This is a genomic window from Bacillus sp. AFS001701 (assembly GCF_002559405.1).
Taxonomy (GTDB): Bacteria; Bacillota; Bacilli; order Bacillales; family Bacillaceae_G; genus Gottfriedia.
On record NZ_NTZO01000215.1, the window covers coordinates 1 to 12,929 of the forward strand.

13 protein-coding genes and 4 pseudogenes are annotated in these 12,929 nt (G+C 32.8%); 3 read left to right on the forward strand and 14 right to left on the reverse strand.

The window, feature by feature from the left end:
- The 7 genes and pseudogenes from CN514_RS14705 to CN514_RS14725 all read right to left on the reverse strand — a co-directional run.
- On the reverse strand, window positions 1-257 hold a 257-nt coding region (locus tag CN514_RS14705), incomplete at its 3' end, for an MBL fold metallo-hydrolase (protein WP_286141693.1).
- 195 nt (window positions 258-452) lie between these two features.
- The gene (locus tag CN514_RS14710) at window positions 453-680 is read right to left on the reverse strand and encodes a DUF4304 domain-containing protein (RefSeq protein WP_176525921.1); all 228 of its coding nucleotides are present in this window, start codon (window positions 678-680) and stop codon (window positions 453-455) included.
- 198 nt (window positions 681-878) lie between these two features.
- Window positions 879-1,007 (reverse strand): annotated as a pseudogene (locus CN514_RS26550) (deoxyribose-phosphate aldolase); the annotation flags it as partial.
- A gap of 127 nt (window positions 1,008-1,134) precedes the next feature.
- A pseudogene (locus CN514_RS26555) lies at window positions 1,135-1,266 on the reverse strand (D-alanyl-D-alanine carboxypeptidase family protein); the annotation flags it as partial.
- A gap of 569 nt (window positions 1,267-1,835) precedes the next feature.
- On the reverse strand, window positions 1,836-2,132 hold the full coding sequence (locus CN514_RS26560; protein ID WP_286141694.1) for an SDR family NAD(P)-dependent oxidoreductase: 297 nt from the start codon (window positions 2,130-2,132) through the stop codon (window positions 1,836-1,838).
- Window positions 2,101-2,370, reverse strand: a complete 270-nt coding sequence (locus CN514_RS26565; RefSeq protein ID WP_353652068.1) for an SDR family NAD(P)-dependent oxidoreductase — start codon at window positions 2,368-2,370, stop codon at window positions 2,101-2,103. The genes CN514_RS26560 and CN514_RS26565 overlap by 32 nt, the downstream gene beginning before the upstream one ends.
- Window positions 2,371-2,667: 297 nt before the next feature.
- Window positions 2,668-3,897 carry an APC family permease gene (locus CN514_RS14725; protein ID WP_098233240.1) on the reverse strand — a complete coding sequence of 410 codons (1,230 nt, stop codon included), beginning with the start codon at window positions 3,895-3,897 and terminating at the stop codon, window positions 2,668-2,670.
- Between the two features lie 130 nt (window positions 3,898-4,027).
- Between CN514_RS14725 and CN514_RS14730 the strand changes: the two are divergent.
- Window positions 4,028-4,222, forward strand: a pseudogene (locus CN514_RS14730) (LysR family transcriptional regulator); the annotation flags it as partial.
- 98 nt (window positions 4,223-4,320) lie between these two features.
- Here CN514_RS14730 and manA read toward each other — a convergent pair.
- The 7 genes and pseudogenes from manA to CN514_RS14760 form a co-directional block, all read right to left on the reverse strand.
- Window positions 4,321-4,994 (reverse strand): annotated as a pseudogene (gene manA, locus CN514_RS14735) (mannose-6-phosphate isomerase, class I); the annotation flags it as partial.
- A gap of 757 nt (window positions 4,995-5,751) precedes the next feature.
- Window positions 5,752-6,912 (reverse strand): murein hydrolase activator EnvC family protein, encoded by a 1,161-nt coding sequence (locus CN514_RS14740; RefSeq protein ID WP_098233242.1) that lies wholly within the window; start codon window positions 6,910-6,912, stop codon window positions 5,752-5,754.
- 272 nt (window positions 6,913-7,184) lie between these two features.
- Window positions 7,185-7,997, reverse strand: coding sequence for a VOC family protein (locus CN514_RS14745; protein WP_098233243.1), 813 nt, complete (start codon window positions 7,995-7,997; stop codon window positions 7,185-7,187).
- On the reverse strand, window positions 7,997-9,112 hold the full coding sequence (locus CN514_RS14750; RefSeq protein ID WP_098233244.1) for a flavin monoamine oxidase family protein: 1,116 nt from the start codon (window positions 9,110-9,112) through the stop codon (window positions 7,997-7,999). Before CN514_RS14750 ends, CN514_RS14745 begins: the two co-directional genes overlap by 1 nt.
- Window positions 9,113-9,326: 214 nt before the next feature.
- Window positions 9,327-10,715, reverse strand: coding sequence for an aminotransferase-like domain-containing protein (locus CN514_RS14755; RefSeq protein ID WP_098233245.1), 1,389 nt, complete (start codon window positions 10,713-10,715; stop codon window positions 9,327-9,329).
- Between the two features lie 141 nt (window positions 10,716-10,856).
- Window positions 10,857-11,096 (reverse strand): hypothetical protein, encoded by a 240-nt coding sequence (locus tag CN514_RS25335; protein ID WP_141529386.1) that lies wholly within the window; start codon window positions 11,094-11,096, stop codon window positions 10,857-10,859.
- Window positions 11,097-11,138: 42 nt separating this feature from the next.
- Entirely contained in the window at window positions 11,139-11,327 is a 189-nt protein-coding gene (locus CN514_RS14760; RefSeq protein WP_098233246.1) for a hypothetical protein, read from the reverse strand.
- 318 nt (window positions 11,328-11,645) lie between these two features.
- Between CN514_RS14760 and CN514_RS25765 the strand changes: the two genes are divergently transcribed.
- Together CN514_RS25765 and CN514_RS14765 are read left to right on the forward strand one after the other, a co-directional pair.
- Window positions 11,646-11,822: a hypothetical protein gene (locus CN514_RS25765; protein WP_176525922.1), complete on the forward strand. Its 177-nt coding sequence runs from the start codon at window positions 11,646-11,648 to the stop codon at window positions 11,820-11,822.
- Between the two features lie 321 nt (window positions 11,823-12,143).
- The gene (locus CN514_RS14765) at window positions 12,144-12,845 is read left to right on the forward strand and encodes an FHA domain-containing protein (protein ID WP_098233247.1); all 702 of its coding nucleotides are present in this window, start codon (window positions 12,144-12,146) and stop codon (window positions 12,843-12,845) included.
- The last annotated feature ends 84 nt before the right edge of the window (window positions 12,846-12,929 follow it).

Below are 12,929 nucleotides of genomic sequence, written 5' to 3' on the forward strand. Positions count from 1 at the left end.
TTAGTTTTTTCAATATAAGCGGCACAACCTGAATGATCTTCATGAGAATGAGTTATCATTACTTGATCAAAATCTGCTTGGTCAATAAAGGATTCGAAATATCTATGTAAGGATTGCGATCCTGTATCAATTAATACACCATCCACTAAATAACTGTAAACATTTAATGAAACACTTTGAAATTTAACTTCTCCATTCAAGTATGAGACGCCATTTTTCTCTCCTAAGTATGATTTTTTCTTTAAAAACATCACCATTCAACTCCTTATCTCCTTACTGTTAAACCAAAAATCATTTTCAAATAATTATCTTTAGTAACGTTATATTTAATACGTATAAAATCCCAACTACAGTTACCTCCATTCGTTTTATTTTTTAAAATATTCTGCATTTTAATTTTATCACAAAATGAATTACCACTCATTCTTTTATTGGGCTAAACTGCCAAATACTCAAATAATTTTGTATAAGCTGTACGTACCAAATAACTCTTTAGTAAATATACCTGTTCTTAAAGTAAAGGAAACATTAACGGGATCTAACCAATGATCATAAATTTTTACAACAAACGCAAGATCAGCATTCCCTTTTGCAAAGGTATCACCTTTCTTTTTAAAACCATGCGAAATGAATACTGGTGCGATTATTTCGTTAATAATCTCCCTAAATGTCTTCTCCAAATGTTTCACCTCCATATATCTTCAGTTAACTCTATAAACCCAATAAAATTCCTTTATTAATTAAAATAAAATTTTAAAATAACTATATGTGTATCCCTTATTAACTACAGCTCCAATTGGATCCTCAATAGCATTGCCTGCTCCTACTTCACAGGGGCGTTATTCATCAATTTCATCTTCTCTAGCTCTTGGTCATCAGGTGGAAAAGCTTAGAATTGAGCTACTACCTATTCTTGTTACCCCTGCTTTTACTGATAATTCACTTGCTAATTGTATCTCTTGATCTGTTAAAAAACACGCTTCTATTATAACTTTAACTAGTGCTTTTCAATTCGCAGCAAAAAATAGTGTTAACCAATGCTTGGCCAACACTTCAAGTATATTTTTAATTATAGTTGACTACAAAGACTTCTTATCGGATAGTTTTTCTATATTTTATATGTTCTTAGACATTTTATTTTGAAACCGGATAGACGTTTAAATATTCTTCTAACGTTATGTTTCTTTTTTTCATTTGTTTAGCTGGTGCTACGCCAACGTATCGAATATGCCAAGGTTCGTATTTGTAACCCGTGATTTGATATTTAATGGATTGAATTAATTTGGTGAAAAGAAAATATTGTGGGATGTTAATTGAATTGACTCCAAGAAGTTTGATTTAATATTATTACTGATTGAATTTATCGTCGTGATGAATTAATTGATTTAGTATGTAGAATTGAATAATGTAACACGAACAGTCGATATTCAAATTCAAATGCCCCAAAAGATAGATATGTAGATTTTTACAGGTTTGTTGTTTGTAAATAATTTCTTTTTGAGCACTCTCAGAATAATCACTATGATTGGAATGGAAGGTGCGAGACCCCTATGGGAGTAATGTTACAGATACTACTCCACCCTCCCCCTACATAATAATAGGCCCATTGTGTTAAAACTAACTTTGGTCCAATTTATTTAATTAGATTGTTTTCTTACCCTGCAATTACTTTTTAGATTAAGTGTATATTTATTCTAAATAAAATCTATGTAATTTGTCAGATCCTAATTGGTATTGAACTATCGCTTTGGATAGTTCAATACCTACTTTTTCTTTACTCATTTTTATAAATGAGGATTCCGTTTATTTTTCTTCATCTAAGAAAATAGTTATCGTTAAAACAATTGTGGGTATATCGCTTTTACACCGCCAGCTAAATTTTGCTGAACCATTCGGCTCAAATTGTCTGCTAAAATTTCATAGTTATCTCCTTCTATACCATCGATTGCCATCTTTGCAATTTCAGCAGGATTTGATTTAGGTGCCTTAATATTTGCTGTTATGTCTGTGTCCATATATGCTACATGTAACCCAGAAACAAGTATATTTTTAGGAGCTAGTTCCAGTCGGAGCGTATTCGTCAAACTCCATTCTGTTGATTTAGCTGCTGGATATGAACCCCCTCCGTTCACGCTCAACCAAGATAGAACGGAGAGAATATTTAGTTACTTCCTTTGCAATCTCGGCTGCCACAGCAATTGATTTTTCATCTGTAATGTCTATCTTTAGTGGGATGACACCAGGGAGATCAATCGATTCCAGTTTTCTAACTCCTGCATAAACCTTAGCTCCTCTCGCAAGAAGTTCCTCTGCAAGATGACTACCCAGTCCACGATTTGCTCCTGTAATTAGTGCTATTTGTTTTGAAATTTCCTTTTACGAATACACCTCATTTTCTATTTACAAATTATTATGTCTTATGTCTTAAAATTTGTATCATAGAGTTTTTGAATTCATTTGAGAATATTCATTCTTAAATATGCACTAAAATTAAGTGATTCTATTATCATTTACCCTTAATATTCGTGAATTATATAACATATTTACGCTCCTTGATTTGGTATTGAAGGACTGGAAGTGACATGTTTAAATCTAACTGAATACAACAATACATAAACGACAATCAAGGAAGAAGACAGATTTAGCACGATAACTTCATGTTCTTTTTTATACTTTCTTTTCTTCGTATTCAAAAAAATAAACAGTAACTACTGCAATTACAATTATAATGATTGGGGATGAAAATAATAAGATCCCTAGAAAACAAATGGCAAGAATTCCTGAGCCTATTTTTAAATAAATTGAGTTGAATAAACTCATACATGCTAATACGCCTAATAGTGCATTACATAAGAAGAAGGCATTAGCAATTGATACTAATTGCTGAATACTAACTATATCCATAAAGAAAAGAATGAATACAACTGCGTGTATACAAAACAAACTTAGCAATGCACGTGACGCAACATTATTTTTATTTTTAAATGATAACCATGTTGGTAATAATCCATTTTTTGCTTGATCTGAAACTAGCCTAGAAACAGCTCCAATTACTAACAGGACTGTACTAATACATAATGCAATTGTAATGGTCGATATAATTGGAGTTGCCCATCGACCAAATAAACTTTGAAGTAATGGAGCTAATGATTGATCGGATGAAATCGAATCTTTTGAATGTACCCACTGGAATGCCAGAGCTACCGTCAGACTTACAATAGCAATCACTGAAAAACTTAATGCTACAGCTTTTGGAATTGTCTTTTCAGGTGACTTTACTTCTAATGAGTAACTGCCAATTACTTCCCACCCAATTAATGCCCAAAACAACAATAATAAACTTTGGCCAAAATCATTCACAGTAATTGGATTGGATAAAGATATATTGCCATCAACTGTAAATAAAGTATGAAAGCTACCTACAAGTAGAGTTACTACTATAATACTGGACATAAAAAGTGCAAATTTTCCTACATCTGCAATATTCCTGGTTAAGATCAAATACACAAAACATAGTAAGCCAATTGCTAGCCATTTTTCATTAAAAAGAGTTTGTGTTGTTAATAATTGTAAATAATGTCCCGCTGTCCCAAACACTGCAATAGGACCAAAACAAATTGCTAGTAAAAAGAATATTGCTGAAAGATTTTTAATATGAGTTCCAAAAGCACGCTCTACTGCTAAAGGTACACCTGAATCACCCGGTATCATTAAACTTATTTTCCCGAACATATTTGCAAATAACATACTTAGCCCAAGCATAAGTATCCAAGCAAAAATTGCATAATTTCCAGCTATTTCAAATACAGCAGGAGGTAATATGATAATTCCTGAACCTAATATTGGACCGATCATTAGCCCACTTAGCAATAAATATCCTATTTTCCGATTCTCCATAAAATCACCTCAAATTTTTATTAGAAGAAATTGTAATCTCGTATAATTTAATTATATGTAACGACATATAATCGGTAAAATGAATATATACGATATTATCAATCGGAAAATTCGATAGAAGGAGGTATTTATGGAAATACGCCATTTGATTACATTTAAATCAATCGTAGACTTGGGTGGTATTTCAAAAGCTGCAGTCCATTTAGGGTATGCTCAGTCTACCGTTACAACAATTATCCAAGCACTTAAACAAGAATTAAGTGTCCCATTGTTTGATCGAATCGGTAAAAAGGTTCAATTAACCGAAGTTGGTGGTCATTTTCTTACCCCTGCAAATTTTTAAAGCAGATTTAGAATTAGTATATCTAAATAAAAAAGAATCAGAGCAATCGACCTGATTCTTTATCCACTATTCAAATGCACTTAAGTATGTGAAACAATTAATTCACAATCACCATCTAAAACAAACTCCCCAAATCCAACCGGAATGATGAAGTTTGATCCTTTTGATAATATATATTCTTCACCGCTGTGGATTAGTTTTCCATTTCCTTTTATAACACTAAATAATAAATATTGATTATTATAAGTTAAATGTGTTTCACCAGTAATGTCCCATTTATATACAGTGAAAAATTCTGATTCTACAAATGTATTAATCTTGATATTTTCTTTTTGTTCCGTTTTAAAATCCACTACTGTTTCTTGATTGGGAACTGTTGTGACATCAATTGCTTTATTTAAATGAAGCTCCCTTAAATTTCCCTCATGGTCCTTTCGATCATAATCGTATACGCGATAAGTTGTATCAGAGCTTTGTTGTGTTTCTAATACAAGAGTACCTTCACATAATACATGAATGGTTCTACTTGGTACATAGAAAAAATCACCAGGCTTAATTTTTACTCTGCGTAGTAAATTAGACCATTGGCCTTCTTCAATTTGGCTAATTAGTTCTTCTTTTGTTTTGCATTGTGGCCAAATATCATATGTGCGTCTTCTTTACAGTCAAGAATGTACCAACATTCTGTTTTTCCAAGATCCCCATTTTCATTTACTTTTGCATATGAATCTTCAGGATGAACTTGTAGAGTGAGTAAATTAAAATGAGATTTTCACTTTAAATCCAGTAGTGGCTCACATTCATTAGGTGCGCGGATAGAAAAATTAATTGGGAGAAATATCTAGATTCATTACCAATACAACAAAAGGCTGATCCCAGATATCCTTACAATAGACATTTTAATATTAAATGTATTGAATACAGAGGTGAAGAAGATATACCAAATGATTTTTTAGAGATAAAAACTTATAAATAGAAATTTTAAAAAAATCTAAAAAAGCCATTCATTGGCCACTCACATCTTCTTCATTAATCTCAATTGTTGGTACAAACTCTGCATCCATCAGTATTTCATTGATTAAATAACCTACGTTAAAAAATGCATTTGTCGCTCTGAAATTTACTAGAAATTTAATTCCCTTTTGGAATCCTAAATCTTCGTATGTTGTTTCTTATCTCCTAAAAAATTATTTATTAAATAAAACATCAAATCAAAGTTAAAATTATAGGAAATATTTTCTGAAGTAACAGATTTGTGTCGTTTTTGGAAAAAAATGAACTGTACTTCAATTAAACACATTTGTGTCGCACTTTTCTCGAGTAAACACATTTGTGTCGCAAACCAACGGCATAAATATGTTACCTACCCTTGATATACCAACGTAATTATATAATTAAGAGTAAACACATTTATGTCGGTGTACATTTCTTTCCAAAACCAAAAAACAGCCTAGCTAAAAATAGGCTGTTTATAAATATTGATAAATCACTATATATAATGTTACAAAAGCTTAAAAGTTAATATACTTTGCTGGATTAACAGCGTTTGATTTTGCTTCATTCCATTGTCCATCATGTAATTCAAAGTGAAGATGCTGACCAAAAGAATGACCCGTATTGCCCATCGTTCCAATTTTTTGTCCTTTTGAAACAGTTTGCCCTGTTGAGACTTGATACTTTTGCATGTGAGCATAAACTGATGTAAATACTTTTCCTTTAATATTATGTGTAATAAAGACAACATTACCATAACTAGATGAATGGTAAGCTCGTATTACAACGCCATTTGCTACTGAGACAATCGGTGTGCTTCCATTTTTAGCAATATCTACGCCATAATGCGTTTCATGATCAAATGATCGATATCCGAAACCTGAAGATACATACCCTTCTGCTGGTCTTGTAAAATTACTACCTGAATTACTTGAAGCAGCTTTTATTGCTTTTTCTTGTTCTTTTAATAAGTTTTCTTGTTCTTCTAAACTCAAAATATCCTTTTCTTTTTCATTTACATCATCCTTAAGTTTGCTAAGTATAGCCTTCATTTGAGTTTCTTGATTAACAAGTGTACGTTCTATATTTTGAAGATCTTTTTTATCATTTTCCAATTTAATTTGAGTTAACATTAAGTCTTTCTTTTTTAATTCAACTTTTTCAAGATCATTCTGTTGTTCCTTAACAATGTCTTGATCAGCATTCATAAATTTACCAATTGCATTTATTCGTTGAACTAAATCACCAATACTTTTTGCATCAAAAATAACGTCTAAATATGAGTTATTTCCACCTGATTTTTGTATTGTAATTAAACGATTATTTATGATTACTTGACGTTGATCTAAACGTTTTTGAAATTTTTCTATTTCAGCTTCTAAATCTTCTATTTCTTTTTTACCATTGATTATTTCCGCCTCTTTTTGGCTCATCTTTATTTTTGCATTCTCAATTGATGAGTTAATTGTATCTAACGAGTTTACTAACAATTTTTGCTGATCTTTTAATTGATCTATCTCATTTTTCGCTTTTTGAGCTTCTTCCTGAACTTTCACTCGTTTATCTTGAATACTCTTAATCTTTGTATTTGGTATAGTCTCTGCAAGTACACCTTTTGGAAGTAAAGTAAATGATAAACTTGCAGCTACTAATATTAATTTATTAATAATTTGTTTCATCGTTATCTCCCTAAGCTTGACATATACTTATATATGTTAACTTAGAAATGTAACAATTTTATGCAAATTAGACTACACTCTTTTTACAAGTTTTTTACAAACTCTTTGCAGCACTATGCTGAATAAAATTGCAAATGTCTCTTTTTGTATAAATTACCTGGGTCAGTGAGAACTGTTTAGAAACATATAAAAAAAGCGTCAAACCGGCATCACACCAAGACTTTGACACTTTTTTCTAAAATAAATATGTAACTGGATCACCATTAAATATATTATTTGAACTTCCAATAACCATCCAACATTTCAAAAAAATGTCTTTGATTCGTATCAGAAACGTTCACTAAAAAAGGTGTCTCCCCTTTTTCTTTTAATACCTTAGCAGCTGGACCATCTCCAATTGGTGTACAAAAAAATAAATCAGTTCCGTTCAATTTTAATATTCTACTACGTGCATTGATTTCAGAATCAATATACTCCTCACCTTGTTTAAGTCCAAACAAATTCTCCCAAATTTCTAATGTCTTATCTAAATTATTTACGACAAAACCAATGCTTTCCAATTTGGGTTGACCTAATATATGTGATCCGATAAATCCTTGATCCTCAAATTCCGAATACCTTTCTTCATCTGATTTTTGCCATTCAATAAAAAATGGTAACTTAACATTTTTTTCGGGATACTCAGGGAATAACAATGACCATCTGATTATTTGACCATCAGCACGAACTCTCCCCCCAGAAAGCGGTCCATATACTGTAAGTCCTTTTTCTTTAAATTTAATTGCTAGTTCTTTAATTTGATTGGTTCGGATCGCTATTGTCGCAGGACCTTCCCGACTTTCTTTTGCTAGCTGTTCTACGATTTGCGTAATTAATCGATTTTCATCATGTTTTTCAGCTATTGATAAATTTTCAATTCCTAAAAATTCAATATAACTTAAGCCAAAATAAGTTAGGGTATTATATGTTCCCCAAGATTCATGACGTCCTCCCTTCACAACATGTATTCCTCTTTGCTCTAAGGGTAACATTGCTTTTTCAGGTTTTTTAAAGAACCAAACAAGATGGTCAAAGAATAAATCCATTATCGTACTCCTTTCACTCGATTGTTAATGATTTCAGCAACCGCCTTTTCAGCTGATTTGAGGGCACCTTCAAGATGTCCACTATAATCTGAATTCGTCTCAGTACCAGCAAAAATAATTTTCTTTCCCCACATGCCTTCTACTGTGAGTGGACCATAACTCTGGTAATTTTTAAGAGGACTTAAGTCCTCCTCAACAGTGGTTTCAGAATCGATGGACCAATCTTTATAAAATATAGCCTTTACGTTTTTAGCTTCACTTCCAAAGAGCTTAACTAACTGGTCAACAACCAATTTTAAAACTTTATCCTGACCCATTTTTTCACGTGTTTCTGGTGGCATTCCAAAGAAACCAAATAATGCACCAGAGCCCTTAATAGGAGAGGCATCATATATTTCTTCTAAGGGACCAACTGCACTTAATACATATCCTGAAAGTCCTAATTCTCTCCAGAAGGGACGATTATAGACTGCTACTACTTTGGCCTGTCCCGCCATCCACGTAGGTTTTTTTACAATATCAGTAATAAGATTTGGATGGAGTGAAGGTGAAAATTCAATGTGTTTCGCCACAAGACGTGGTGGCAATGCCAATATAACAGCATCTGTAGAAAATTTTTTTCTCATACCATTAGAAAGCTCTGCTTCAACCGTGATATCACCAGATTCATTCAGTTGAATTTTCTTAACTTGTGTTTCCAACTCAACTATTTCTGAGGGAATAGTCTCTGCTAGAGCATCGATAAGAGACTGCACACCTCCAGTCAATCGGACCCATTTTTCGTCAGAATTTTCTTCTTTCAGCACACAGCGCTCTGGTGGCTTGATTTGGAAGCGTTCTATCAGTATATCTCCTTTCATGTATTGTTCAAATGTTTCTAAATTTAGTTCTTTTACAAGATTAGTGATATGTCTCTCATATTGTGGCCAAAACCATGTAGGACCAAGGTCAAATTTGCCAAGGTCAAGGCTGCTTGGATCTGAAGTACTCAAAACCCTACCACCAATCCGATTTCTTGCCTCTAGAATTTTACATTTAATGCCTTCTTTAGAAAGTAGTGATGCAGCACGTAGGCCACTTAAACCTGCACCAACAATAATTACAGGGTTGTTCATATATTGTCCTCCTTCTGACAACGTCAATGTTGTATAAACGTAATTTAATCATAATTCAAAAACTATTAATCTCTAATTCGCAACACATACATTCCACTTTCTAAAAAACTAATTCTACTTAATAATTCTATTTTTCAAACATCTTAACACGCACAAAAAAACCATACAACATTATAATTGTGTGGCAAACAATTTAATAAGTGTATGGTAATTATTATTTCAGATCTTTTAGTAATCGTTTAAGAATCATCAATCCCTGCTCAAGCTCTTCAAGCGTATCTGGTGCACAGACGGAAACCCTAACAGCCCGCTCTGGACAACTTTTTCCAACCACAAATCGTTCCGCCGCATACACTTGTACCCCTTGTTGTGCAGCTAACTTTTCAAATTCTGCACCCGTGACTTTTCCTGGTAATAGTAACCAACGAAATATTCCTCTTTCACTACCTAAGCACGTATAGTTTGACAAATATTTATTTACGACTTGGTTCCTACGAATAGTTTGTTCCCTATGAGCTTTAATTATATTTTCAAATTGATTTGATACAATCGTACGTGCCGCTAGTTCTGAAAATAATGGGGAAACTGATATATTTAGATTATAAAGTGCCTTTGAAATTGACTCCTTGAATCGACTAGGCACAGCAACATAGGCTAGCCGTAATCCAGGTGCTATTGATTTTGATAAACTCGCAATATAGATACTTTGTTCTGGAGCAAAGGATGCTACTGCTGGAATTGGTTTTTCATTGAGGAGATTATATGTCGCATCTTCAATAATGAACTGATTATACTTTTTAGCAATTGCTGCAATCTTTTTACGATTCTCAACAGACAAACAAGAAGCTGTAGGATTATGATAATCCGGAATTAAATAGATGCCTTTAATGTTGTCATTTCTACACGCATATTCAAAGGCAGTTGGACTCATTTCATAATTCTCTGACTTAATTGGTACGATTTGCACACTGAGCATCGCTGCAATCGTTTTCAAGCCAGGGTAAGTATGATCGTCAGCACCAATGCGATCTCCAGGCTTACAAAGACTTGCCAGTGTAGCAGCAATCGCATTTTGCCCCCCATTTGCAAATAAAATATGATCGACGGTTGTATCAAATCCACCTCTTCGGATTAGCTTTATAGCTGCATCCTTTTGCCACAAGCTTTCCCCTGCTCTACCGTATCCAAACCATTTTTCATAATCTGTCTCTTGCAGCATATTTTTCAGTTGGAGTAATAATGGCTCATATGAAGCGTTATCAGGTAGTGTCGCACCCATTTCAATTAAATGCTTTGGCTTAGTATCTTCAAGTAAATATGCATTCGATAAAGCATCATACGATACAAATGTCCCACTTCCAACCGATGCACTTAACAATCCCTTTAGCTCGCAAACTTTAAACGCTTTTGAAATGGTACTTAGATTTAAATCTAAATAATCGGCCAGTTCTCGCTGTGGGGGAAGTTTAGTCCCTGGTAATAAAACTCCATTTAAAATATCTTTTTCCAATTGCCCTGCGATTGCCTGATAGATGGGCTTTTTATTTTTATCAGTCGATGGATTCCAACTCATCGGATAGTTTTCGAAAGAATTAATTGACATAATATGCATCCTTTTTTCACACAATTATATAATTGTGTGGTTTATAAAACAAATATAATCTTGTTAATTAGACCTCAACTACAACGAACATATGAATTGACCAATATAAAAAACTCCTCAACAAGGCAAGGAGTTTTATCTTCATTTATTTCGTTCCAGAAAATCTTTAACTCCTTCGAAATGATTCTTCATTTTTCCATCGATTTTCTCTAGGATATAATGACTGTCTTTTGCAAGCGGACTATTTGGTGTTTGATGTGAATCAATCGAAGCAATATAGTGTGCCGAACTGATCTTCATTGATAATAAGTTGTGAATGTGATGCCCGACATCATAATGCACCCAATCGATTACATGATAGTAAACATTTTCTATGATCATGCGGACTGGGTATAGGAAAAGTTTATTCGTTGGAATCAGTAATCATACTACACCTACTCCGAACCCAATAAGTACCACTTTCATCCCTATTTCTTTGGTCAAATGAGCGAACATGAATTTTGAATCAACAAACGATTGTCCATTATTCGTTTTCTCTTGAATGGGTTTGTGATAACCCTCGATCACTAATTTTTGTTCATATGGATAATATGTTGCAAATCGTTTCATCATCTGACATCCTCTCTTCCATATAACACAATTCATTCACTACGTGTCCCTTTATTAAACGATATGAGACAACTGGTAAAGTATTCTAACAAATGAATGTACTACGCAGTATCAATAAGAACGATTAGAATATTAAGGATTATTCCGTTGCAGTGGCATCTAGACTGTTAAGTTATAATGGAAAAAAATACTGAAAATCAACCATTTCCATGTTTCTAACTCCTGGATAAACCTGAGTCTCCTCTCGCCTACTCATTTCTTTACATGATTCTAAATAAATACATTGAAAAATTCTAATACTAATCTTAAGAGGTGATTTTAATGAGTAAATGGAACGAGCAAGCCGCAGCGAATAATAATTTGCCATCTAGCACAATACGTACTTCTGAGCTTATGTTAGGTAAGAAAGCCGACCATGAATTTGCTGAAGACTTATCTGATGGCGGAGAAAGAAATAAAAATATTGAGATGCTAAATAAAAATCCTAAGCTGAAATAATTGTAAGTATGCCTCAATTAACAGAAAGAAGAGCTAATCGAATATCTGACGATTAGCTCTTTACAATTTACATTGACAAATTATCGCATTAATTAGTTATTAACATTTTTAGGATAATAAATAGAATTATGGTCTAATATTCAGATCAATTTAAAGTTTATTTTGTGATGAATTTTAAGTACACTTTTAAAAGTTAATAACCTAGTTCCTCACTTTTCCCTATTAGAAGACACAATAAATAATCAATTATCTTTACAAATTAGTTGCATATGATATACTCTTTTTTGGTTTAACTAGATTAGTTTTCAAAGGAGTAACTTCATGAGTATTCAAAACGTGTATCTTTCTATCAAACAAGGAGAAACAGCCACAAATCAGAATAGAATTCCTATTTCCTTTAATGAAACGTTGCTAGGGCGTACGTGGGGTAATGATTTCCCAGATATTCCTTTTACAAGTCAATATATTTCAAGAAAACATGCTTTAATTTGTTTCGATAAAGAAGAAAATTACACTATCGTTGATCTCATGAGTAAACATGGAACACAAGTAAATCATATTTTAATAGAAAAAAATAAACCATATTTTCTTCGTGATGGCGATTGTATAAGTCTTGCAAGTGGTGCCGCTGTACTTATTTTTCATAATTTATCAGAGCAGAACCTTGGTGACACAATTGATATGCCATTAGTTTTAGATAAACACATAAACGATTTCAATGGATTAACTGTGAATGTAGTTAAGAGAGAAATTTTAATTGAAGGTGTAAGAATCCATCTAACTAGTAAAGATACAGAATTATTTTTGCTGTTATATCAAAGAGCCAATAGCGCAGTTAGCTATAACGAAATTAAAATAAATGTTTGGCCGGAACGAATTACGAAAGATATTGAGCAACCTGATGTAGGACGGGAAGAAATTAATACCCTTATCTATAGATTACGTAAGAAATTAGGTAAATACGGTCAAAAGATTGTTTCTGTCCCTCGATATGGTTATATGTTTGATCAAGAAGATATGTAATAGATAAAAACGAATGAAAAAGAGTGTAGAATATTTAAAATTCTACACTCTTTTTTTTCGCAAATAATTGTATTTCCCTTATAG